At 62.4% G+C, this 23575-nt stretch carries 17 protein-coding genes; 11 read left to right on the top strand and 6 right to left on the bottom strand.

Annotation, left to right across the window (positions count from 1 at the left end; genetic code table 11):
* From ACEW8N_RS16555 to ACEW8N_RS16540, 4 genes are all read left to right on the top strand, one after another.
* A complete protein-coding gene (locus tag ACEW8N_RS16555) occupies positions 1-831 on the top strand; it encodes a stage 0 sporulation family protein (protein WP_373500956.1) in 831 nt (276 codons plus the stop codon).
* An 8-nt stretch (positions 832-839) separates the two neighbouring features.
* Entirely contained in the window at positions 840-2804 is a 1965-nt protein-coding gene (gene metG / locus ACEW8N_RS16550) for a methionine--tRNA ligase (protein ID WP_373500955.1), read from the top strand.
* 18 nt (positions 2805-2822) lie between these two features.
* Entirely contained in the window at positions 2823-4496 is a 1674-nt protein-coding gene (locus ACEW8N_RS16545) for a penicillin-binding transpeptidase domain-containing protein (protein WP_373500954.1), read from the top strand.
* A gap of 204 nt (positions 4497-4700) precedes the next feature.
* Positions 4701-5888, top strand: coding sequence for a DegT/DnrJ/EryC1/StrS family aminotransferase (locus tag ACEW8N_RS16540; RefSeq protein ID WP_373500953.1), 1188 nt, complete (start codon positions 4701-4703; stop codon positions 5886-5888).
* 30 nt (positions 5889-5918) lie between these two features.
* Here the strand turns inward: ACEW8N_RS16540 and ACEW8N_RS16535 are convergent, their stop codons facing one another.
* Positions 5919-6743: a DUF3786 domain-containing protein gene (locus ACEW8N_RS16535; protein WP_373500952.1), complete on the bottom strand. Its 825-nt coding sequence runs from the start codon at positions 6741-6743 to the stop codon at positions 5919-5921.
* 202 nt (positions 6744-6945) lie between these two features.
* Between ACEW8N_RS16535 and ACEW8N_RS16530 the strand changes: the two genes are divergently transcribed.
* The 4 genes from ACEW8N_RS16530 (at position 6946) to ACEW8N_RS16515 (ending at position 9003) form a co-directional block, all read left to right on the top strand.
* On the top strand, positions 6946-7821 hold the full coding sequence (locus ACEW8N_RS16530; protein WP_373500951.1) for a M23 family metallopeptidase: 876 nt from the start codon (positions 6946-6948) through the stop codon (positions 7819-7821).
* Positions 7822-8018: 197 nt separating this feature from the next.
* Positions 8019-8297 (top strand): DUF2442 domain-containing protein, encoded by a 279-nt coding sequence (locus ACEW8N_RS16525; protein ID WP_373500950.1) that lies wholly within the window; start codon positions 8019-8021, stop codon positions 8295-8297.
* A gap of 239 nt (positions 8298-8536) precedes the next feature.
* Entirely contained in the window at positions 8537-8764 is a 228-nt protein-coding gene (locus tag ACEW8N_RS16520; protein ID WP_373500949.1) for a type II toxin-antitoxin system HicB family antitoxin, read from the top strand.
* Entirely contained in the window at positions 8764-9003 is a 240-nt protein-coding gene (locus ACEW8N_RS16515; protein ID WP_373500948.1) for a type II toxin-antitoxin system HicA family toxin, read from the top strand. The genes ACEW8N_RS16520 and ACEW8N_RS16515 overlap by 1 nt, the downstream gene beginning before the upstream one ends.
* Positions 9004-9055: 52 nt before the next feature.
* Here ACEW8N_RS16515 and ACEW8N_RS16510 read toward each other — a convergent pair whose 3' ends face one another.
* On the bottom strand, positions 9056-9256 hold the full coding sequence (locus ACEW8N_RS16510) for a HigA family addiction module antitoxin (protein WP_373500947.1): 201 nt from the start codon (positions 9254-9256) through the stop codon (positions 9056-9058).
* 23 nt (positions 9257-9279) lie between these two features.
* Between ACEW8N_RS16510 and ACEW8N_RS16505 the strand changes: the two genes are divergently transcribed.
* Positions 9280-11166 (top strand): ASKHA domain-containing protein, encoded by a 1887-nt coding sequence (locus ACEW8N_RS16505; protein ID WP_373500946.1) that lies wholly within the window; start codon positions 9280-9282, stop codon positions 11164-11166.
* A gap of 23 nt (positions 11167-11189) precedes the next feature.
* Here the strand turns inward: ACEW8N_RS16505 and ACEW8N_RS16500 are convergent, their stop codons facing one another.
* Entirely contained in the window at positions 11190-14771 is a 3582-nt protein-coding gene (locus ACEW8N_RS16500; RefSeq protein ID WP_373500945.1) for an SIS domain-containing protein, read from the bottom strand.
* Positions 14772-14774: 3 nt separating this feature from the next.
* Positions 14775-15842 (bottom strand): iron-containing alcohol dehydrogenase family protein, encoded by a 1068-nt coding sequence (locus tag ACEW8N_RS16495; protein ID WP_373500944.1) that lies wholly within the window; start codon positions 15840-15842, stop codon positions 14775-14777.
* Positions 15843-16092: 250 nt separating this feature from the next.
* Here ACEW8N_RS16495 and hrpA point away from each other — a divergent pair, with 250 nt between their 5' ends.
* Together hrpA and ACEW8N_RS16485 are read left to right on the top strand one after the other, a co-directional pair.
* On the top strand, positions 16093-20136 hold the full coding sequence (gene hrpA, locus ACEW8N_RS16490; RefSeq protein ID WP_373500943.1) for an ATP-dependent RNA helicase HrpA: 4044 nt from the start codon (positions 16093-16095) through the stop codon (positions 20134-20136).
* Positions 20137-20148: 12 nt separating this feature from the next.
* On the top strand, positions 20149-20673 hold the full coding sequence (locus tag ACEW8N_RS16485; RefSeq protein WP_373500942.1) for a hypothetical protein: 525 nt from the start codon (positions 20149-20151) through the stop codon (positions 20671-20673).
* Positions 20674-20709: 36 nt separating this feature from the next.
* On the opposite strand, the gene ACEW8N_RS16480 is transcribed toward ACEW8N_RS16485, so the two are convergent.
* Both ACEW8N_RS16480 and ACEW8N_RS16475 read right to left on the bottom strand, forming a co-directional pair.
* Positions 20710-22368, bottom strand: a complete 1659-nt coding sequence (locus tag ACEW8N_RS16480) for a sigma 54-interacting transcriptional regulator (protein WP_373500941.1) — start codon at positions 22366-22368, stop codon at positions 20710-20712.
* Positions 22369-22457: 89 nt separating this feature from the next.
* The gene (locus tag ACEW8N_RS16475; protein WP_373500940.1) at positions 22458-23462 is read right to left on the bottom strand and encodes a DUF2950 domain-containing protein; all 1005 of its coding nucleotides are present in this window, start codon (positions 23460-23462) and stop codon (positions 22458-22460) included.
* Positions 23463-23575 lie beyond the last annotated feature (113 nt).

Here is a 23575-nt window from a genome sequence, read left to right as displayed (position 1 = left end):
ATGGTAAAAGTTGTTGGTATTCGGTTTAAGCCGGCGGGAAAAGTCTACGACTTCGACGCCGGTGCGTTCGTTCTGGCTCCGGGCGATCCCGTAATCGTCGAGACGGAACAGGGGCTGGGATTCGGTTTTGTGACGTCGGCGCCGGAGCACCGTGACGAGAAGACCTTTGAGAGAGCGTTGAAAAAGGTCTATCGCCTGGCGGGGGAGGAGGACTTCACCCAGCGGGAGAAGAACAGGGAACTCGAGAAAGCGGCCCATGCCTTCTGTGTGGAATGCATCAAGAGTCTCAGGTTGAAGATGAACCTGTTTTCGGTCGAGGGAACCTTCGACGCCAGCAAACTCACCTTTTTTTTTACGGCCGACGGCCGGGTGGATTTCAGGGAGCTGGTGAAACTGCTGGTCAAGGAGTTCCGGATCCGCATCGAGATGCGGCAGGTGGGCATCCGCAATCAGGCGAAAATGTGCGGGGGGATCGGCAGGTGCGGCAGGGAGCTTTGCTGCGCGACCTTCATCGAAAAATTCGATCCGGTTTCCATACGCATGGCCAAGGAGCAGGGGCTTTCCCTGAATCCGACCAAGATTTCCGGCCAGTGCGGCAGGCTCATGTGCTGCCTGACCTTTGAAAATGAAACCTATCAGGCGCTCCGATCCGAGTTCCCCAAGATCGGCAAAATAGCCTCCACCCCCAAGGGGAGGGGAAAAATCGTGCGCCACAATGTCATATGCAACCGGGTTGCCGTCCGTTTGGAAGAGGGGCAGGAAATGGAGTTCGAACTCAAGGACATCGCACTGGAAAAAGAAAGCGACGATACGAGCGGTCAAAACGGATAGGAGAAACGATGCCGGATCCTTTCTACATCACCACCCCGATTTACTATGTGAACGCAAGACCCCACCTGGGGCATGCCTATACGACCATTACGGCGGACGTGGCCTGCCGCTTCCACGCCATGAAGGCGGCGGAGACCTTTTTCCTCACCGGAACCGACGAGCACGGCGACAAGATCGAGCGGGCCGCCCGGAAGGAGAACATGTCTCCCAGGGCGTATGCCGATAAGATCAGCAGCATTTTCAAGTCGCTCTGGCCGGAGCTCAATATCCGCTACAACCGGTTCATTCGGACGACGGATCCGGACCACCAGGCCCTCGTCCGGCAGATACTCCAGAAAATCTATGACGCCGGGGACATCTACTTCAGCGAATACGAAGGGAAGTACTGCTTCGGATGCGAGCGGTTCTACACCGACCGCGAACTCGTCGACGGCAAATGCCCGGACCACGAGACCGCACCGGAGATGATTCGGGAGACCAATTATTTTTTCAAGATGGGCCGGTATCAGGACTGGCTCATCGACCATATCCGCAGCAACCCCGATTTCATCCGGCCGGAGCGCTACCGGAACGAGGTGCTTTCCTTTCTGAAGGAGCCCCTGGACGACCTGTGCATCTCCCGTCCCAAGACCCGCCTCGAATGGGGGATCACCCTCCCGTTTGATGAAAAGTACGTCACCTATGTCTGGTTCGACGCCCTCCTCAATTATGTATCCGCCCTGGGCTACCCCGACGGCGAGCTTTTTCTGCGGTTCTGGCCCCATGTCCAGCACATCGTGGCCAAGGATATCCTGAAGCCCCACGGCATCTACTGGCCGATCATGCTCAAGGCCGCGGGGATTCCGGTGTACACCCACCTGAACGTTCACGGCTACTGGAATATCGAGGAAAGCAAGATGTCCAAGAGCCTGGGGAACGTGGTGGAGCCCCTGGCCCTCAAGGGCGTCTACGGATTGGATGCGTTCCGGTATTTTCTGATGCGGGAGATGGTCTTCGGCCTGGATTCCAGCTTCAGCGAGACGGCGCTGGTCCAGCGGATCAACGCGGACCTGGCCAACGACCTGGGAAATCTTTTCAGCCGGGTCATCGCCATGACCCACAAGTATTTCGGCGGCGTGGTGCCGGAAAGCCTGAAATCGGCGGAGGAGAGCCTGTCGGGCATGAAGTTCGGCGATCTCGCAAGCGCCGCATCCCAGACCATCGATCAATATGAAGCGGCCATGGAAAATTTCGCCTTTCACAAGGGCTTGATTTTCACATGGGAATTCATCAGTCAGATGAACAAGTACATCGACGTCGCTGCACCCTGGGAACTGGCCAAGAAAAAGTCCTGCCGGCCCGAACTGGAATCGGTCATCTACCAACTCCTGGAGGGGCTCAGGATCGTCTCCGGGCTGATTTACCCGGTGATGCCCGAAACCGCCCGGAAGATGCAGGCCCATCTGGGCCTCCCCGCGGACGGCCCCTTCTACCGCCTGGAGACCCTGCGGGCCTGGAAGACGCTGCGGCCCGGGGGGAGCCTCCCGAAATCGACCCGGCTCTTTCCCAGGATCGAACCCGCGGCCGCCGGCATCACGGCCCCCGGAAACGAGCCGGCACCGACGGCGCCGGACGGGGCGACGCCGGATGGGGCGGCGCCGGCACCCATCAAGCCGGCCATCGATATCGAAACATTTGCCAAGATCGACCTGCGGGTCGCCACCATTTTGAAGGCGGAAGCCATTCCCAAGGCCAGCAAACTGCTGAAACTCGAGGTCGACCTGGGAGACAGGCGGACCATCGTATCCGGAATTGCGGGAAGCTATGCGCCGGACGATCTCATCGGAAAACAGGTCATCATCGTCGCAAATCTCAAACCCGCCAAACTGATGGGCGTTATCTCGCAGGGGATGCTCCTGGCCGCCGTCGAGGGTAAAACGGTGACGGTGGCCACGCTGGATAAAGCCGTCAAGCCCGGAACGATGCTGACGTAGGCGAATATTGGGGGGGCCATGAAGACATTCAGATACGGACGCGGTTCATTTGGAAGCAGACCCGATTGGCGCACCTATCAGTCCGGATTGAGACGGACGAAAGAACCGCGCAGGAATTCGAACAGGATCTGCCGGCGGATTGCCGAGGCGGCCGCTTTCGCCGCCCTCATCTATGGGTGCTACGCTGTATTGCCGATAAACGTCGGCACCCTGAAGGATCGATGGATAACGCCGCTCTTCACGACCGCGGCCGGGGTATCGGTTTCCGGAGACGAGGCACCGCAGCAGCGGGCGGCCGCTCCGGCGCCGGGCGGAGCGGAATCCGAGGCCCAGCCCCCCGGGGAGGGCGCCCCCGCATCGAAGAACCCCCCATCCCCGCCGCCCCCTGCAGAAGCTCCGGCAAGCGCCGGCGAAGCATCAGGATCGTCTCCGGAACCCCCTGTTTTGAAGCCTGATGCGGAGGACACCCCCGCCCCCGAGTCGACGCCCACCGCGGAAACCGCCGTGGCCCTGAACGACGCCGCCGACAGCGTGTTTGCCTCCGATCCGGACGGCGCCATGGAATTCACCACGCCGGTGATCGACAAGGCCGAGATCCAATTGCTGTTCGACCGGCGCCGGTTCGTCAACCTGTCAAAAAGAGCATTCGACTACGACTTCGACGGCCGCAGGTATCACATCGATACCAGCATCGACAACCGGCTGCAGCAGTATATGATCGCTTCACTGCAGCCCCAGCACGCCCACTCCATCGGCATCGTCATCATGGAGCCTGAAACGGGCCGCATCCTGTCCATGGTCAGCCATGACCGGGACGACCCGAACAACAACGCCTGCACGGAAAGCCTTTTCCCCGCGGCCAGCATCTTCAAGATCGTCACGGCCGTCGCCGCGGTGGAGGAATACGGCCTGCAGCCCGATTCCACGGTGACCTACATCGGTGCGAAGCACACCCTCTACCGGTCGCAGCTCAACCGGAAAAACCAGCGGAATGCCAACCGGATCAGCCTGAGGGACTCCTTCGCCCAGTCCGTTAACCCCGTATTCGGAAAGCTTGGCGCCCAGTACCTGGGGAAGCAGGCGTTGATCAGCCATGCCGAGGCCTTCGGGTTCAATCAGGAGATCGATTTCGAACTGCCCATGGCCCCCAGCTCATTTTCCGTGTCCGACGAACCCTACAACTGGGCGGAAATCGCCAGCGGCTTCAACCGGAGCACGATGCTCTCGCCCCTGCACGGGGCCATCATGGCTTCGGCGGTGGTCGCAAACCAGGGGCGCCTGGTCGAGCCTTCCATCGTGGACCAGATCACCGACAGTTCGGGCAGGATCATCTACAGGGGGCAGCCCAAGACGCTGAACAAGGCGCTTTCCCCGGAAACCTCCAGCGCCATGCAGTCTCTGATGGAGGAGACGGTCCTCACCGGCACCTGCCGGAAGACCTTCCAGGGGCTCAGCCGATCGCCGGTGCTCTCCAGGCTCAACATCGGCGGAAAGAGCGGCAGCATCAACTCCAAGAGCCATGAACGGCGGAGGTTCGACTGGTTTGTCGGATACGCCGAGGAAAAGGCGGGCAACCGGAAGATCGTCCTCTCCATCGTCGTCGCCCATCAGAACTATATCGGCGTCAAGGCGAACATGTATGCCCGAATGGCCATCGAGAAATACTTTGAAAACGTCGGACCCAAAATATGACGGTTCCGTAAACCTGCGATATCTGCGTTACGTGTCGTCACCCGTCACTGCGGCGTACTGGATGCACGCCCCATTTCCCGGGATTCGCAAGCCGTGTCTCGAACGTTCGCGAAACCGCTTGGAAACCGACTTTTTGGGAAACCATCACATGCAGCCGGCGGTCGTTCTGCCGATCGGACGATCCGGCCGCAAGGAGACAACTATATGCCGGGGTTTGAGATATTTGGCGCAGAGGAGCGCAGGGAGGTCGAAGAGGTCCTGGAGACGGGCGTTCTGTTTCGCTACGGATTCGACGCCGCCCGGAAGGGGCGCTGGAAGGCAAAAGAATTTGAGGCCGAGCTGGCCGGGCGCATGGGCGTGGGGTACAGCCACCTCTGCTCCAGCGGGACGGCGGCCCTCTCCATCGCGCTGGCGGCATGCGGCATCGGCGCCGGAGACGAGGTGGTGATCCCGCCCTTTACCTTCCTGGCCACGGTGGAGGCGGTGATCCTGGCCGGCGCAGTCCCCGTCTTCTCAGAGATCGACGAGACCCTCTGCCTGGATCCCGCGGCCCTCGAATCCGCCATAACGAACCGGACCCGGGCGGTTGTTGCCGTGCACATGTGCGGATCCCAGGCCAGGATCGACGAGATCCAGGCGTTTTGCGACCGGCGCGGACTCGTGCTCATCGAGGATGCCTGCCAGGCCGTTGGGGGTACGATGGGGGGAAAGCCCCTGGGGACTTTCGGGTGGATGGGCTGCTTCTCCTTTGACGCGGTCAAGACCATCACCTGCGGCGAGGGCGGCGCGGTGATCACCGACGACAGGGAACTCTACCTCAGGGCGGACGCCTATTCCGATCACGGCCACGACCACCGGGGCACGGACCGGGGCGCCGAAGGGCACGAGATCCTGGGCGGCAATTACCGCATCAGCGAATTGCATGCCGCCGTGGGCTTGGCCCAGCTCAGGAAGCTGGACAGGATCCTGGCGATCCAGCGGGCAAACAAAAAGGCGATCAAATCCGCTATAGCGGCCTGCCCCGCGGTCTCATTCCGCCATGTTCCGGACGAGGCGGGAGATTCGGCTACCTTCCTCACCTTCATGCTGCCCAATGAGGCGGCCGCCCGAAAGAAGGTCGCCGCGCTTTCAGCCGCGGGCGTCGACGGCTGTTTTTACTGGTACGCCAACAACTGGCACTACATCCGCCAGTGGGATCACTTGAAGCGCCTGAACGGGGCGGCCAGGCTTCCGATACACCTGATGAAAGACCGTCCGGACTACAGCACCCTTCAGCTTCCCCGCTCCGACGCCCTCATGAGCCGGGCCATCTCCATGCAGATCAAGCTGGCCTGGACCGAAGAGGAGATCGAGCGGCGCATCCGATCCATGGTGGCGGTTCTTCAGGATTGATCCGGGACCTTGGGTCCGGGGGCGGGTCCATCATCCCGTCCCGTCTTCACACAGGAGCTGCGTCAGTCGTTCGCTGAGAAACAGGATCGATTCGATGTCCAGGTGGTCGGTGACGGTCTCATCGAAGAGGAGCGTGACCTTGGCGTCGAATTCATCCGCCCGGTCCCAGAAGAGCAACATGACCGGCACCCTGGGAAGCGGCGTGAAACGCCATACGGCATCCGCCGCCCGGCTTTCATTCGTCAGGTCCCGCCCGCCCAGCCGCATGGCGGCGCGGCCCAGGGTTTCCGCCTTCCCGCCGAAACGCTCCGCCAGAGGGGCTTCCACGTGTGCCCGCATGGACTTGACCTTGGAAACCGTGTTGGGGATCTCCTGAAACGCCTTCCAGTTTCCCGTGGGATTCGTCCGGCCCCCCTGAGCCATGTGGTTGTAAACAAACACCTGCTCCCAGCGGTTCAACGGCTCGCCGTTTTCCTTCCGGATGCCGCCGGCTCCGATGCGGATGAACTCCGAAAAATAGGGCAGGTGCAGCTCCCGATCCGGGCCGTCGCCATGAAGCCGGCCGCCGATGCGCTCCGGGAGGTCCGTGAGGGCCATGGAGGCTGCTTTTTCCCTGGCCCACTGAAGCGCGTCTTCGGCCATGTCCCGCCGGGTCCATTTTCCGGCGGCATGCTGGGCGTCAAGCTCCTTCTGGCACCGGGCCGCGGTTTCCGGGTCGATGTGGGGGCAGTTCTTCAACGGGAGCTTCTCCGAGACGACCATGCTGGCAAACGCCAGGCAGGTGGGAAATCCGCAATCCTTGCAATTGGTTCTGGGAAGCACGTCCCGGTAGAGATCCACGACGGAGAGCGGCATGGCGGCGTCCTTTCAAGGTGATGGATTGAAGAAGTGGCCTGAAGCCAATTCACCAGATAATAATGCGGATCCGCGCCCAGGCAATCCTCCCGCATCCCTTTCCGGGACCCGTAGGCGGCCTGATGACGCCTGCGGCCGCCCGGCAGGGCGCCGGGGAACCGGCGGTTTTCTGAAACCATTTTCCGAACAGGAGTTTCCACCCGTGTCGAGTGCCTTTAATCGCAGCATGCGCCGCGGTTTCCATCTCATCCTGCCGCTATTCACCTGTGCATGGATCCTGTGCTTGCTAACCCTGACACCCTCTCCGGCCTGGCCCCTCACCCTGGAGCTGCCTGCGGCGGCGTACCAGGGGGATATGATCGTCGGGAGGGTCCGGCCGGAAGCCCCGGTCTTCGTGGGTGAACAACGCCAGGCGGTGGGCCGGGACGGGGTTTTCGTCATCGGGATCGAGCGGATGCAGCCCGCCGACATCACGGTTTCAGCCCGAGACGGGAAAACGGAATCCCGCAAAATCGTCCGGATTTTGGCCCGGCAGTGGGACATCCAGCGCATCGACGGCCTGGCCCGGCGCTACGTCCACCCGGACCCCGAGCAGGTAAAGCGGATCGAGGCAGACAACCGCCGGATTGAGGCTGTCCGGACAAAGCCGCCGTCGCCCGATCCCTGGTTCCTGGACCGGGGCTTCATCCTGCCGGTGCGGGGCCGGGTGAGCAGCGTCTACGGCAGCCAGCGGATCCTGAACGGCGAGCCGAAAAGCCCCCACCGGGGGATCGACATCGCCGCGCCGGAGGGCACGCCCGTCAAAAGCCCCGCCGCCGGCGTCGCCCGCCTTGTGGCTCCGGGCCTGTTCCTGATGGGAAACGCCCTCATCATCGATCACGGCCTGGGGGTTCAGTCCACCTTCATCCATCTCCAGCGCATCCTGGTGAAGGAGGGAGACCGGGTGGTCCAGGGGCAGACCGTGGCCCGGGTGGGCAAAACGGGCCGCGCCAGCGGCCCGCACCTCCACTGGGGCGTCAGCGCCGGAACGGTCCTGGTGGACCCCCAGCGCGTGGTGGGGCGGCGGTTTGGGGAGTGATTGAATTTCGATCCATGTTGACGGAGATGGCTTGAAAAGTTATCGTCGAAACCAGAGAGATGAGCGTAAAAGGTCAAAACCAGTCTCTGCCAATCGTTGAGCAATGATAGCCGGGTAGGAAAAAGCGACCATAATTCATTGTTAATATTTCAATATCGTTGCAAATAGCCTTACGAGTAAATTTTTAAGCAGATTATATGGAACTCTTCAGTAAGGGAGACTACGCGATGTATCCATCCATCATAGAGGTCACATCGGGCGAGGACTATTTGCTCTCGATCGTTTTTGATAACGGTGAAAGTGGTACGTTGGATATGAAGCGGTTTTTGAATTTTGGCGTCTTTAGGCGCCTCAAAGACCACGATGCCTTCAAGAGAGTCCGAGTCTCTTTCGACACAATTGAATGGGATTCCGGGATTGATCTTGATCCTGAATTTGTCTACGAAAATTGTAAAGCTTTTGAAAAGCAAGGCTAATGCATCCGACCAAACAGAAGCGGTGCCCCTCCGCGGCGGTATGTTTGGAAACGCCTGAGAAGCCAATCCAGCGGCGCCATGAAATGCAACCAATGCAAAGCGCAATTGGGTCTGGACTGGCGAAATGGTGAGCCTCCGGTCATCGTCCTTGAATCACCGATTGACATTACCAGCAATAATAGTAAATAAAGGATAATAGTTATGACGGATAAAACCCAGCGGGTTCAGGAGTCAAGGCTGTGACAAAAGCATTTAAAATCATCGTGGAAAAACATTCGGATGGCTATGTCGCCTACCCGGTGGGGATCAAAGGCGTGGTTGTCGGTGAGGGGTATACCTATGAAGACGCGCTTGCGGACGTCAAGTCGGCTATCCGCTTCCATATTGAGACATTTGGACCGGATGTCATCGAAGATGAAGAAGAAGTCTTGGCGGTGTTCGTGGCTGAAACGAGCGTAGGCGTCTGATGGCCAAGCTACCGGTTGACGCACCCGTTGAGAGCGTCATCAACGCTTTAACTATCTTTGGCTTTCGCATGCTCCGTGAAGGGAGTCACATCTCGATGGCGCGTGAAAACGCTGATGGCATGCGAACCCCCCTGACGATTCCCAATCATCGAAGGATCAAAAGATCAACGCTTCAGACAATCCTCACCCAAACCCGTATCCCGAGAGAAGTTTTCCTGAAAGCCGATGATGCCGTCTGACAATAGCAGGGCGTCAAGCCATTGAGCCCAGCTAAGGCCCTGGAAAATCTGGCTATGCAGCGCTGAGTGGATGAATTTGTTTCAGCTCATCTTTAAAATGCTGTTCAGATTCCCAAATATCACGGGCATTTTGTGCATTCAGCCAGAACTCGGGTGCATTGCCGAACAAACGTGACAGTCTTAATGCCATGATGGGGGTGATGGGTCTTCGTTCTCTGAGGATTTCATTGATTGTTTGACGGGATACGCCCAAAGCATCTCCGGAGGTGCCTCTTCATGTCCGATTTATTCAAGATCAGATTCGAACCCATGGGTCTTGCGGTGGTGGTCGCGAAAAACGGATCGACCGTCATGGATGCGGCGGCGATCTACAATATTCCCATGCGGTTCGACTGCGGCGGGAAAGGGGTGTGCGGGAAATGCCGGGTGATCCCGGAGCCGGCCGAAGGCCTTGGGCCCATCACGGAGACGGAAGAACGCCTGCTTTCGCCGGACCAGATGGCCGAGGGACAGCGCCTCGCCTGCCAGGCCGTTGTCTGCGGCAATGTGCGGGTGACGATCCCGGACCAACTGGTTGACAGCACGGAGGTTCGGGGCAAGGACGGGGTCGCAGGCCCCTATCCCGCAAAACCGCTCATCTCCCGGATCTTCCTCCCCAGCGTGCCGCCCCCGGAGCCGGTCGACGGGCGTTCGGCGACCCTCCGGAGCTGGCTTGCCGCCCGGGCCAAGGCCGAAGCCGGGCGGGAGATCGTGTTCACGGACCCCCATGCCCTGCGCCAGGCCGCCCTGCCGGAACCGTGTATCGGCGCTGTCACGCTGGTGGTGCATGAAACCCGGGGCGTGACCGCAGTGATGCCCGGCCGACGGCCTGACAGCCTCGGCGTCGCCTTTGATCTGGGCACCACGACCCTGGCGGCCTACCTTTGCGACATGAAAAGCGGCCGGGTGCTTGCCGCCGCTTCGGCGGTCAACCCCCAGCGGCGGTTCGGCGAGGACGTCATCAGCCGCATCGCCTACGCCAATCAGTCCGAATCGGGGCTCAGGCAGATGCAGGTCATGATCGCCGACGCCATGAACGCAATGATCGACCGCTGCGTTGCGTCAGCGGGGGCTGCGCCTTCCGACGTCGATGAGGTCACGGTGGTGGGCAACACGACCATGCAGCAGGTCTTTGCGGGGTTACACCCCTCGGCCATCGGGGCGGCGCCCTACCTGCCTGCGGTCCGGGAATTCCCGGATTTCAGCGCCGCCGATCTGGGCCTTGCCCTGAACCCCGGCGCCAATGTCCATCTCCTGCCGGTGGTGTCGGGATTTGTGGGCGGGGATGCCATGGGCGCCACCCTGGCCGACGGGCCTTACGATCGGGGGGAGATCTCCCTGATCGTCGATATCGGGACCAACGGAGAGCTGGTTCTGGCGGCGCCGTCCGGCCTGTGGGCCACAAGCTGCGCCACGGGGCCCGCCCTGGAGGGCGCCCAGATCTCCTGCGGCATGCGGGCCGTGTCCGGCGCCGTTTACAAGGTCGAAACCGGCCCGGACGGCGGGGTCTTCTGCCATGTGCTGGGGGATAAGGAAACACGGCCCCTGGGGCTCTGCGGTTCGGGGGTGATCGACGCCGCGGCCGCCCTCCGGCGCCAGGGAATCATCGAGCCCTCGGGCCGGTTCAATCCCCATGCCCGGGGCGTGGTCTGCGACGAAAACGGGCTGGGCAGGCGGTATGTCCTGGTGCCCGCCGGGGATTCGGGCTCCGGCGCGGAGATCTCTCTCTCCCTGAAGGATGTCCGCTCGCTCCAGCTCGCCAAGGCGGCACTGTCGGTGGGCGTTGAATTCCTCATGGCCCGGGCCGGGGTCGCGCGCGTCGACCGGACCGTGCTGACGGGGGCCTTCGGGGCCCGGTTCGACTGGCGAAGCGCCGTCGTCATCGGCATGCTCCCCGAGGGGGCCGTCGCCGGAGCGGTTCAGCCCATGGACAACCTGGCCGGGGTCGGGGCGATCCTATCCTTGGTGAACCGGGACCGGCGGGAGGAGATCCTGCGGATCAGCCGGGGGGTGCGGTTCATCGAGCTTGCCGGCGATCCGGCGTTTGCCATGCGGTTCGCCCACGCGACCCGTTTTCCCGAGCTCGACGACGCTCATGATCTTTCAGGGGTCGCCCCCGGCTGAGCCGGGGGCGACGGCCCGGCCTTTCACGCAACGCGGGAGACGATGGTCTCCGCCACCTTTTCAGCCGACAGACCGAACAGGTCGGGGGTATCCACCATGTCCAGATAGCTGTCGCGCCATTCCACGTTGTTTTCCAGAACGATATTCTTCAGATGGTCGTATTTCCCGCCCAGTGCCTTGACCTTGGCGGCCAGGGGGATGTTTTCCCTGAAGGCGATGTGCAGAAGCAGCAGGAACTCGATCCTGCTGGCCGAGGACGACTCCCGCGAGGTCAGGGGAATGCACAGGATGCTGCGGTTGTCTTTCCGCCCCTTGCCGATGTAGACATTCCCCTTCTGGACGATGGTCCGCTTGGAGCCCCGGAGCCGGCGGTCCCGGTCCACCCGGGAGGCGATGGCCATGGAGGTCCCCTCCCGCTTGATGACGGTGATCGTGGTGCTGTCCAGGGGCTCGCCCAGGAGGTTGAGCCCGTCGATCCGGTAAAGGGTGAGCCCCAGTGCCCGGTCGATGACCTCCTGGAGATTTTTCATGACGATGACGTTGCTGGGGATCAATTGGGAGATCTTGAATCCGCTGGCGGCAAGGAGATCGAACAGCATGCCCTCGATCTTCTCGCTGATCCGGCTGGTGCCGACGGTGACGGTCTTGGCCTGGTGCTTGATGGCGTCGATGGGCCGGGCCATGATGTTGATGGCCTCCCCCAGGCATTTGAAGAGGGTCTCCAGCATGTTGCGCGCCGTGCCCTTCAGGTCGAAATCCATCTCGAAATCCGTCACGGGCAGGCGTCCGGCAAGATATTTGAGAAGCAGCGTCAGGTCGGAGGCGGTGTTGAGCCCCATGGTGAAGGAGATGCTGTTTTCGTTTCTTTTCTTGCGGAAGGCCGCGTAGAACTCGGCCATCCTCTCCCGGAAGCTCTTCTCCAGAATCAGCTCGTAGACATCCAGGCCGCCTTTTGCGGCGTCGTCGATGCGCTGCTGGATGTCCTGCCTGAAATCGTAAAGGAACCGGGACCCCTCGTTGATGGCCAGGGCGGCGTAGTATCCCCAGATGTGGCCGACCAGGGTGTTGATGATGGGGGCCAGGTGCTCGCTCACCGCCGGGACGTGGAACACGTCGGCGGCATAGGGGGTGAAGCGGGTCTCCCCCTCGTTGGCGATGACGATGGGGATCGCCTTGTGGGCCTTGAAGATGGCCGTGTCTTTGATGATGTCGCCCAGGACCGTTTCCCGGGTGCCGGCCGCGCAGATGATGATGAGGGGCTCCGAGGAAAGGTCGATGTGCTTTTTATCCTCCACGTAGTCTGAGGAGATGGTCTTGTAGCAGAGTTCGCTCAGCTTGATGCGGATCTCGTCGGCGGAGGTCTTGTTGGGGCCGCTGCCCACCACCGCCCAGTAGGTCCGCGTCACCGCGTGGCGGCGGGCCGAGGCCTCCACCCGGTCGCGCATGGCGAGAATCTTCCGCATGTGGCCGGGAAGGGCCTGGAGCTGCTCGATCTCCCGGGTCACGAAGTCGTCCCCGCGCCGGCCTTTCAGGCGAGCCAGGTAGAGGTTGAGGAGGGCGCCCGCGACGATCTGGGAGTAGAACGCCTTGGTCGAGGCCACGGACATCTCGATGTCCCGGCCGCTGCTGGTGTACATCACGCCGCCGACCTTGAAGGTGAGGTCGGAATCCCTGCGGTTGACGATGGCCAGGGTGTGGGCGCCCCGCTCCCGCACCAGGTCCACGGTCCGGTTCGTGTCCGTGGTGGTGCCGGACTGGCTGATGGCCACCACCAGGGTGTCCTCCATGCCGGGCCCGCCCTCCCTGAGCCTGAAGCCGCTCATCTCCGAGGCCTTCAAGGCCGCGATCTGCAGGCCCGGGTCGTCCATGTAATAGGCAAGGATGTCGGCGCAGGCCTGGGCCGCGACGCCAGCGGTGCCCTGGCCGACGAAAAAGATTTTCCGAATGGCGTTCACGGTGAGGGCATCCCGGATGGACTGCGGGATGACCTTTTCGTCCAGGACGATTTCACAATGCCCGCCGTCGCCATCGGCGATGCGCCACCGGTTCAGGAGGGTCTTCTCCACGGAGCCGGGCGACTCGGAGATTTCCTTGAGGAAATAATGGGAATAGGACTGCCGGTCGATGTCCCGTGTGGTGATCTGGGTGGTCTTGATGTTTGCAGGCCCGAGTTCGACGGGCGTGCCGTCGTAGTACATGGCCTGGATGCCGGCCAGGTCCCCTTCGGAGAACTGGTCCAGGATGTAGATCTGCCCCTGGGTGTCCCCGTTTTTCCCCGGAATCACCTTTTCGCCGTCGAGCTTGAGGTACCGGGAGGTCTCCTCGATGAATCCATAGACCTCGGAGGCCGACATGTAATGGTCGTCGGCGAGCCCCACGAAGATGGCCTGACCGCTGCCGCGCTGGGCCAGAAAAAGCCTGCCGGGCGCGAGGTCGGTGTGGAGGCTGATGGCATGGGACCCGTCGAAGTCGTTGACCGCGAGGCGGAAGGCCTCGGCGACGGCATGCCCTTCCTCGAGGTAGGACTGGATCCGGAGGGGAATGATCTTGGTGTCGGTGGTGATGTCCGGGGGGATCAGTCGGCCGCTTTTTTCGAATTCCGTCTTGAGATCCAGATAATTGTCAATATCCCCGTTGAGGCAGACATGAAAAATGGGGCCGTTTCCGTTGGATCTCAAGGTGATGTTGTCGACGGGATGGCAGTTGGGTTCGCTGATGGCGCCCACCGATGCCCAGCGGGTGTGGGAGGAGACGGTATAGCTCAGGTGGGGGAAATTGACCAGGGCCTGGAGAACGGCGTCGTTTTTGATCTGGGTGCGCAGGAAGGCCACGTTGTCGCCCAGCCGTCCGATCTCCGCGGCGACCTTGTAGGTGAAGGCCACGGCCCTCCGGGGCGCCCCGGATTCGTCCGCCCCCTCGTGGACGGAGATCCCGCCGTTGATCAGGACGTCCTTTGCCGTCCGCTGATGGAATCGGTCGAGGAAGTTGGCCTTGTCCAGGGTGTCGATAAAGGCCTCGTATACGGCGGGGTCCAGGGTGAACAGCAGGCTCATGCCCGCGGAATCCCGGCCCCGCACCTCCAGCCGGTCGATGCTGTTCAGCACCGCGTTGATGCGCTTGAAAATGGTGACGATTTCTTCCGGCGCGGTCGACCGGTGAAAGAGGTCCTTGATCTTTTTGATATTGTCCTCAATCTCCGCGCTGAGGCACCAGGCGATGTCCTTGGCTCTTTCCAAATGGCCGGAAAGGATGTCCATCTCCGCCGTGGGCAGGCGCCCCATCTGTTCCTTCAAGGCCCGATCCTCCCGGCTGATGACGCCGGCAAGACGCGCGGCCGTCTTGAAAAGATCCTCCTGAAGCCGTTTTTCGGAGAAGATCCGGAAAAACGGGGCATCCGTTTTCCAGGAGGTCACGGCGGCCCAGAGGGATGCGATGAGATCGGACCCGCCCAGGTAGCAGCCGGGCAGATCCAGGGACGCTTCCCTGCAGAAATGAAGCCCATGCCTTTCGATCCGGTCGACCGCGTCCCGGAAGAACCCGAGATCGACCGCCAGGCCTTCCGTCCGTTTGTGTTTGATGGAGACGATTCCGGCAATTCCGCACATGGATTACATCCTTTGGTAAAGTTGTCTGATCTTGTCCCGATTCATGACCTGCCGCCAGTCTTTGCCCAGGGCATTCTCCCACAGGGGCTCGAGGACCAGGGCCACATCGACCATCTTTTCCAGGCCCGCCGGATCGACCCCCGCCATGAGGTTCCGGGGCAGCGTGATCCGGTGCCTGGCCATCATCCGGCGGAATTCGGCGACCCCCTCGGGGTAAAATTCTTCCAGATAATCGAAGGCCACGCAGTTCCCGATCCCGTGGTGGAGGCCCAGGACAAAGGAGAGCCCGTAGGAGAGGGCGTGGCAGACCCCCACCTGGGAGTAGGCGATGCTCATGCCGCCGCAGTAGGACGCCATCATCAGCTTGTCGTCCCGGTCGGCGGGGTCCCCGAGATAGACCTCCCGGCACAGCGCCATGGCCTTTTCGCCGTAGGCCTGGCTGAAGGCGTTGAGGTAGGTCCCCGTGAGGGATTCCACGCAGTGGATGTAGCAGTCCATGCCCGTGTAGAACCACTGATCCGTCGGCACGCCGGAGATCAGTTCCGGGTCCAGGACGATCTGGTCGAAGACGGTGTGGTCGGAGTTGATGCCCAGCTTCTTCACGGGGCCGGTCAGCACCGTCGTGCGCGAGACCTCCGCGCCGGTGCCGGACAGGGTGGGGATGCCCGCGTGATAGACCGCCGGGTTTTTGATCAGGTCCCAGCCCTGGTAGTCGGCGGCCGACCCCGGGTTGGTGAGCATGAGGGAGACGGCCTTGGCCAAGTCCATGACGCTGCCGCCGCCGATGCCCACCACCGCTTCCGGCAGGCGGCCCGCGTGGGACCGGACCTCCGCCGCCAGACGGTCGACGGCTGCGGTCTTGGGTTCGTCGGTCGTGTCGGCCCAGATGACCATGTCCCGGTCCCCTGCGGGAATCCGCTCCCGCAGGGGGCGGTCCTGAAAGACATGGTCGACGATGAACACCGTGAACGACGCGGTTTTTCCCTGCCGCGCCGAGAGAATATCCGCCAGTTGGTTGAAGCAGCCCCGGCCGAAGACGACCTGGCCCACCATTTTGAAATTACGAAACATATAGACCTCTTCTGGTTGTCCCGAACACCTTCGGGGTAAATGAGCGTCTAGTCATATTAACCCAGGTTATGACGCACGGTCGTTTATATTCGCATCCTGCCCATCCTGTCAACACGCGTCAGCCATGCAGCAGACGTTCTTTTTTTTGAATGGCGGGATGATCCTGAATATGTTACGGTTATCATTTTTAAAAATTCGATTCGAGAGGAGCCTGCCGTCATCTCCGGATGAAAGCAGCCGATGAAAGACCATGACCGACCCTGACGACGAACACGGGATTGCGCGCAAGATGAAGCGGTTGAGAACGCTTGTGGGGAAGGCCTTCGGGCCGGACCGCCGCCGGCTTGTGAGCGACATCCGTCAGCTGGACCGGGCGGTGAAGCGTATCGCGCCCGGGAGGAACGGCAATGGAAAACCGGAGCGGGACCTCCCCGGGAAAACCGACGACCGGTTGGCGCAAAGCCTCCAGCGCATAGAAGGCGCGATCGAAGCCTCGATCCGGAAACGGGAGCGCAGGGCAGCGGGGCGTCCCCGCCTCGCCTATCCCGAAGACCTGCCCATCCTCGCCCGGAAGGACGAGATCGTGGCGGCGATCATGAACCATCGGGTCGTGGTCATCTCGGGCGAAACCGGGTCGGGCAAGACCACCCAGATCCCCAAATTCTGCCTGGAGGCGGGCCGGGGCATCGACGGGCTCATCGGGGTCACCCAGCCCCGGCGCATCGCCGCCATGACCGTGGCCGAGCGCATCGCGGAGGAGCTGGGCGAACCCCTCGGCCGGTCCGTGGGCTACAAGATCCGGTTCGACGACCACACGGGCGACGACACCTTCATCAAGATCATGACCGACGGCATCCTCCTCGCCGAAACCCAGGGGGACCGGTGGCTCGGCGCATACGACACCGTCATCGTGGACGAGGCCCATGAGCGGAGCCTCAACATCGACTTCGTTCTGGGCATCCTGAAGGGACTGGTGGCCCGGCGCGATGACCTTACGCTCATCATCACATCGGCCACCATCGATACGGAAAAATTCTCCAAGGCTTTCGACGGCGCTCCGGTGATCGAGGTCTCGGGGCGGATGTACCCGGTGGAGGTGCGCTACATGCCGCCTGCCGCAGGCGCCGACGAGGGCGACCCGACCCATGTGGACGCGGCGGTCGCGGCCGTCCGGAAGCTCCAGGCAGAGAGCCCTTACGGCGGCGACGTCCTGGTCTTCATGCCCACCGAGCAGGACATCCGGGAAACCTGCGAGATCCTCGAAGGCAGCCGGTTCACCGGCGTCCACATCCTGCCCCTCTACGGAAGGCTGTCGGCCGGAGAGCAGTCCCGCGTCTTCAAGCGCCTGCCGGGGCGGAAGATCATCGTCGCCACCAACGTGGCCGAGACCTCCATCACCATCCCCGGCATCAAGTTCGTGGTGGACACGGGCCTGGCCCGGATCTCCCAGTACCTTCCCCGCAGCCGGACCACGGCCCTGCCGGTCGTTCCCATCTCCCGGAGCAGCGCGGACCAGCGCATGGGACGCTGCGGCCGGGTCGCCAACGGGGTCTGCATCCGCCTCTATGCCGAGGAGGACTATGCGAACCGGCCCCGGTTCACCCCGCCCGAGATCCTGAGGTCCAACCTGGCCGAGGTTATCCTGCGGATGATCTCCCTCCGCCTGGGGGAGATCGCCGGGTTTCCCTTCATCGACCGCCCGGCGGACAGGAACATCCAGGACGGCTTTAACCTCCTGGACGAGCTGGGGGCCGTCGTCCGGAAACCGTCGGGCAAAGACGGAAAGCCCGTTGTCGGACTCACGGAGCAGGGGCGGGTGATGGCCCGGCTGCCCGTGGACCCAAGGCTTTCCCGGATGCTGCTTGCGGCGGCCGAGGCCGGGTGCCTGCAGGAGATGACCGTCCTGGCCGCGGCCCTGAGCATCCAGGACCCCCGGGAGCGGCCCACGGGCAAGGAGGCCCAGGCCGACCAGGCCCACGCGCCGTTCCGGGACCCCTCCTCGGATTTCATCACCCTCCTCAACATCTGGAAGGCCTATCACGAGACCCGGGCGGCCGTGAAGTCCATCAGCCGGATGCGGGCCTACAGCAAGAAGCATTTCCTGTCTTTCAGAAGAATGCGGGAATGGCGGGACATCCACTACCAGCTTGCCGTGATTCTTGCGGAGCACGACATCCGGGAACTGGCATCCATCGACCGCGCCTCTCTGGACGGCGCGCCCTTCACGCCCTTTTACACCGCCCTTCACACCTCGATTTTAAGCGGGTTTCTGTCCAATATCGCCGTTCGGAAGGAAAAATTCATCTATCAGGCGGCCAAGGATCGGGAGGCCATGATCTTTCCGGGCTCGGGCGTCTTCAAGACCTCGGGCCCCTGGGTGGTGGCGGCCGAGATGGTCGAGACCTCAAGGCTCTTTGCCCGGGTCGTCGCCAATATCGACGAGGCCTGGCTCGAGGCCGCGGGCGGCAGTCTCTGCAAAACCGCCCATGCCAACCCCCGGTGGGAAAAAAACCGGGGAGAGGTGGTCGCGGACGAACAGGTCAGCCTCTTCGGGCTTGTCATCGTCCCGCGGCGGCCGGTCGCCTACGGAAAAATCAACCCGGAGGAGGCCTCCCGGATCTTCATCCAAAGCGCCCTGGTGGCGGGCGACATGCGCCAGCCCTTTCCCTTCATCGCCCACAACCAGGCGCTGGTCGGCGAGGTCCGCGGGATCGAGGACCGGATCCGGCGCCGGGACATCCTCATCTCCGAGGAGGACCTCTGCGCGTTTTACGCGGAGAAGCTGGGAGACCGGATCTGCGACGTCCGGACCCTCAGGGCCCTCCTGAAAGGCCGGAAAAGCGACCAGTTCCTCCGGATGCGGCCCGAGGATCTCCATCGCTACCTTCCCGACCCCGAGGAGCTTGCGCGGTATCCCGACAAGGTCTCCCTGGGCAATACGGTCTTTCCCTGTGACTATGTGTTCGATCCGGGCAGGGGAGAGGACGGGGTGACCGTCCGGATTCCCTCGTCGGTGGCCCCGTCGGTCCCGTCCGAGGCCGTGGACTGGCTGGTCCCCGGGCTTCTGGAGGAAAAGATCGGGGCCCTGATCCGGGGGCTCCCCAAGGAGTACCGGAAGCAGCTTGTTCCCGTCAACACCACCGTCCGCACCATCGTGGACGAGATCCCGAAATACCAGGGGGCGCTCCTCACGGCCCTGGCCGGGTTCATCTTTCGGCGCTTCGGGGTCAGCATCCCGGCGTCGGCCTGGAGCGAGGCGGACCTGCCCGAACATCTCCGGTTGCGGATCGCCATCCTAGGCCCCGCGGGCGAGGAAATCCGTGCGGGTCGAGACCCCGAAGTGCTCCGGAAGAGCGCCCAAGACCCCATGAATCCGGACCGGTTCGAGGCGGCCAAACGCGAATGGGAGCGGTCCGGCATCACCCGGTGGGATTTCAGGGACCTGCCCGATTCCATCACCCTGACGGGCGCAGGCGGAGAGACGTGGGTGGCCTATCCCGGCCTCAGGTTTGACGGGGAATCCCTTTCGCTCCATCTCTACCGGGACCAGGTCAGGGCCGATGCCGGCCACCGGGAGGGGATGAAGTGGCTCTTTTCCCTCTGCCTGGCAAAGGAATTGAAAGCCGTCCGGAAACAGGCGGCGCTGCCCGGGTCGGCCGCCGAAGCGGCCCGGTATTTCGGCGGCCCCAAGGCCGTTGCGGACCGCGTGTACGAAAGTGTCCTGAACGACCTCTTCCGCCGCGACATCCGCACCCGGGCGGCCTTCGAAAAAGACCTTGCGGAGGTTCCGCCCAGGATGGCAAGCGCGGCAAAACGGAAGCTGGACACGGCCGTTGACATTCTCTCGGCCTATGACGAATGCCGCGCCGAAATCTTCCGCCTGGAGAACGCCAGCCGCGCCGACGCCGGCATCATCCGGTTCCTCTCCGGCCTCCGGGACGCCCTGGCCGACCTGGTGCCGGAAAATTTTCTGATGCTCTACGACAACGACCGCCTGGGCCACCTCAAGCGCTATATCCAGGCCATCACCCTCCGCGCCCGTCGGGCGGTGGAGAATTTCGAGCGGGACCTGGCCCGGGCCGCCGAGGTCAGAGTCCACGCCGACCGGCTCACCGGGCTCCTCAAATCCCTCACCCCGGCCTCCTCCGACGCGAAGCGCGCGGCCGTGGAAGCCTACTACTGGATGATCGAGGAGTACAAGGTGTCGCTCTTCGCCCAGGAACTGAAAACCCCCATCCGGATCTCCCCCAAGCGGCTCGAGGAAAAATACGGGGAGGCGCTGCGGATGGTTTGAGAAGGAAACCTCATGAATTCAAAGGACAACATCATACGATTCCGGGGCTACCTGACATTTCCGGACAGCCTCAAGGTGCAGAAGGCCATGGAGAAGCGGCGGTGGATCTCCCCGTTTGCCGCGATCAGCGCCGTAACGCTCGCTGCGACCGCCCTTGCGATTTACTGGATGAAGGTGGGGATGCTCTTCGGCGGCTTCCTGATGGTCTTCATGGGGGCATTCATGTTCGGAGGTCTCCGGCTCATGCGGAACGCCGCCGCCAAGACCCAGAAGCGGGTCTACGAAAAGGCCTGCGTCAAGCGAACCGGCGCGCTGTCGCCGGACGGCATCACCATCCGGAAGAACAAGGCCGTCACCACCCTGCCGTGGGACGCGTTCGAACGGGCGGCGGCCCTGGAAGGCGTGGTCGCCGTCATGAAGGGCACGGAGAGCCTCGGGTTCGCAAAGTACATGTTCGACACCGAAACGGAGTGGGAGCTTGCAAGGGCGATGATTCTCGGCCAATATGACCGGCCCGGCAATCCGGACCCAGCCTGACATTCCGCTCGGGGTCGCCCTATCCGCCCCTTGCCGCTATTTCTGAAACGAGGGTCGGTCTGAATCCATTTCAACGGTTTGATGTATCTCCACCAGGATGCCGTACTTTTTCAGCTTGTTGAGGAGGGCGGTGTGGGACAATTGGAGGGTCCGGGCGGCCTGGCGGATGCTTCCGGCGGTTTTCAGCAGATCCACGATAATCTGTTTTTCATAGTCACCCACCAGTTGCTTCAGGGACTGCCCGCAGGGTTTCGGTTTCGGGGGATGGGACATCGAGTCGCGGATGCTCCGCTCGATTTCGTGGCTGAAAAGGATGGCATCCACGTCGATGGCATCCCCTTCGGAGAGGATGGCGGCCCGCTCCACCACGTTCTTGAGTTCCCTGACGTTCCCGGGCCAGTGGTGGGACAGCAGCTTTTCCAAAGCTGCCGGCGTCAGGGCGGGGGGAATCTTGCCCATCCGGGACCCCAGCAGGAAGAGAAAATGTCCGGTGAGAAGCGGGATGTCCGACTTCCTTTCCCTGAGCGGCGGGATATGAAGGGGCAGGACATTGATGCGATAGTAGAGGTCCTGCCGGAACCGATTCTCCTCCACCATCCGTTCGAGATTTTTGTTGGTCGCGGTAATGATCCGGGCGTTGACGGGAATCTCCTTGGCCCCGCCGATCCTCCGGACGCACTTTTCCTGGATCAGCCGCAAAATTTTAGCCTGGGAGCCTGAAGGCATCTCGGCGATTTCATCCAGGAAGACGGTGCCGCCCGCGGCAATCTCGAAGAGGCCCGGCTTGCCCTCCCGGAGGCTCCCGGTGAAGGCGCCCCCCACATACCCGAAGAGTTCGCTCTCCAGGAGCTGTTCGGGCAGGGCCGCGCAGTTGATGGGGACGAAGGGGCCCTGCCTTCCGCTGGCCGTATGGATCGCGTGTGCCACCAGCTCCTTGCCCGTCCCGGAGTCTCCCCGGATGGAGACGATGGCGTCGGTGGACGCGATTTTCCGGGCAAACTGCACGGCTCCCTGGATGGTCGGATCGTTGCCGATGATGTCGCTGAAGCTGATCTGGGTGGGTTGGGTGATCGATTGGGCCAGCATCTTGATTTCCGACATGTCCTTGTAGATCCCGACCGCACCGATGATGCGGTTCTGGGAGTCCTGGATCGGCCTGCCGGTGGCGAAATAATGGAGGCGGTCGGTGTTGATGGTGATGTCTTTTTTGACGTTGGTGAACCGCTTGCCTTCCAGGCAGTCGATGAGAGAGTCATCGCGAAATGCCAGGGTCTTGATGCTTTTTCCGATAATATTCTCATCGGTGCAGTTCAACGCATTCCGGGCCACCCTGTTGATGGTCGTCACCCGGGTGTCGCGGTCGATGGAGATGACGCCGTCCCGGATATTGTCCAGCACCACCCGGAAGAGGTTCTCCCGGGCCTCCTGGGGCAGGGTGTCGATGGCCTGGATCCCCCGGAGGTCCGGAATCCTTCCCAGGCGTTGAAACAGCTCCTCCCTGGAGGCAATCGGGTCCCGGTTCGTGATTTCCACGAACACATGGGCTTCGATATCCTTCCGGATGACCTCTATGGACAGAATATTGAAACCGTATTCGGCGATCCGCGTGGACATGTCGGCGATGAGGCCCACGCGATCCCGGAAATTGAGTTCGAGTTTGATGTTTTTTGAGGATTTCCCGGCGGATGACTTCATGTCAGGCGCCTGCATCGAGGCCGCCTGGCGGTTTTCCACCGGCCGGACGTTGTGGTTACCCCCGGGGGAGGGCGACGCCCGCCGGCCCATTACCCGGCGTCCGCTTCGGTCGTTTTCACCGCTTCCCACTCGCCGTCCGGGTTGAAGAGGGTCATGCCCCGGGCAATGCTTTCGGTATCCTCCCCGAGGTCTTTCTGGTAGACCGTCCCATCGTGGTTCACGAGGAAGGTCATGATCCCCGAAGACCCATACTGGGCGGGGTAGGCGACCAGGGCGAACCCGCCGATCATCCGGTCTCCCACCCGGTAATCATAGGCTCCGCCCGGGGCGTCCTCCCCCTGGGCCGTGAGGATCCGGTAATAATAGCCGTGGTAGGGCCTGGGCCCTGCGTCGGTCCCGTCGCCCGGGTTCGGGGAGAAATACCCCTCCTCCTGACCCTCGGCAAAGAGGGGCCCCATGGGGCTCTGTTCTTCTCCGCCGCCCGCTTCCCAGAAAAGGCCGTTTTGCTTGCCCGGTTCGCTCCTGAAGCGCTGGGCGTATTCAAAGAGGCCGTCGCCGTCCCGGTCCTTGGCGGCGTATTCACGTTGGGCATCCACATAGGCCAGGCAGGCCTGGATCGTGTCCAGCTCGTTGCGCCCGATCCTGCGGGCCAGCATCTCGGCCATGCCCGCCTCGGCATCGAACTGCCAGCCCCCCTTCACCCGCACCAGGGGGATGGCCATCGGCCAGTCGTCCTCTCCCACATGGAGCACCATCCTGTCGTCGCCATCGGTTTCGAGGCGGCGTTTCTCCTCATACCGCGCAAGGAATCTTTCCCGCTCGGCCTGGTCGGCGACCGGGTCCCCGGATGAGAGCAACGGGTCGCTCCCGGGGCCCAGGATGGTCGCGAGCGCACCGGTGTTGTTGGTCTTCAATGCCGCCGCGAGGGCCTCGACCGCCCTTTCGGGCGTCGTGAAGCGCGGCTGCTTCACGTCCGCGGCAAGGGCCGCCCCGGCCAGGAGGATGATCAGCGAAATCGCTGCCGCTGCCGCAATCTTCATTTTTTTCCGGCGGGGCGGAATGTCCCGCGCTGTCGTATCCGTGCATGCTGCCATGATCGTTTCCTCCGGTCGATAGATGTCTATTGAAGGGGAAAGGATTCGGGGTAACATCACCGGCCCCGGCGGCCGCCGCCGCCCCCCCGACCACCGCCGCCACGTGACCCGCC

The organism is Desulfococcus sp., assembly GCF_041737845.1.
Classification (GTDB): Bacteria; Desulfobacterota; Desulfobacteria; order Desulfobacterales; family Desulfococcaceae; genus Desulfococcus.
This window is presented reverse-complemented; position numbering and strand designations above follow the sequence as displayed.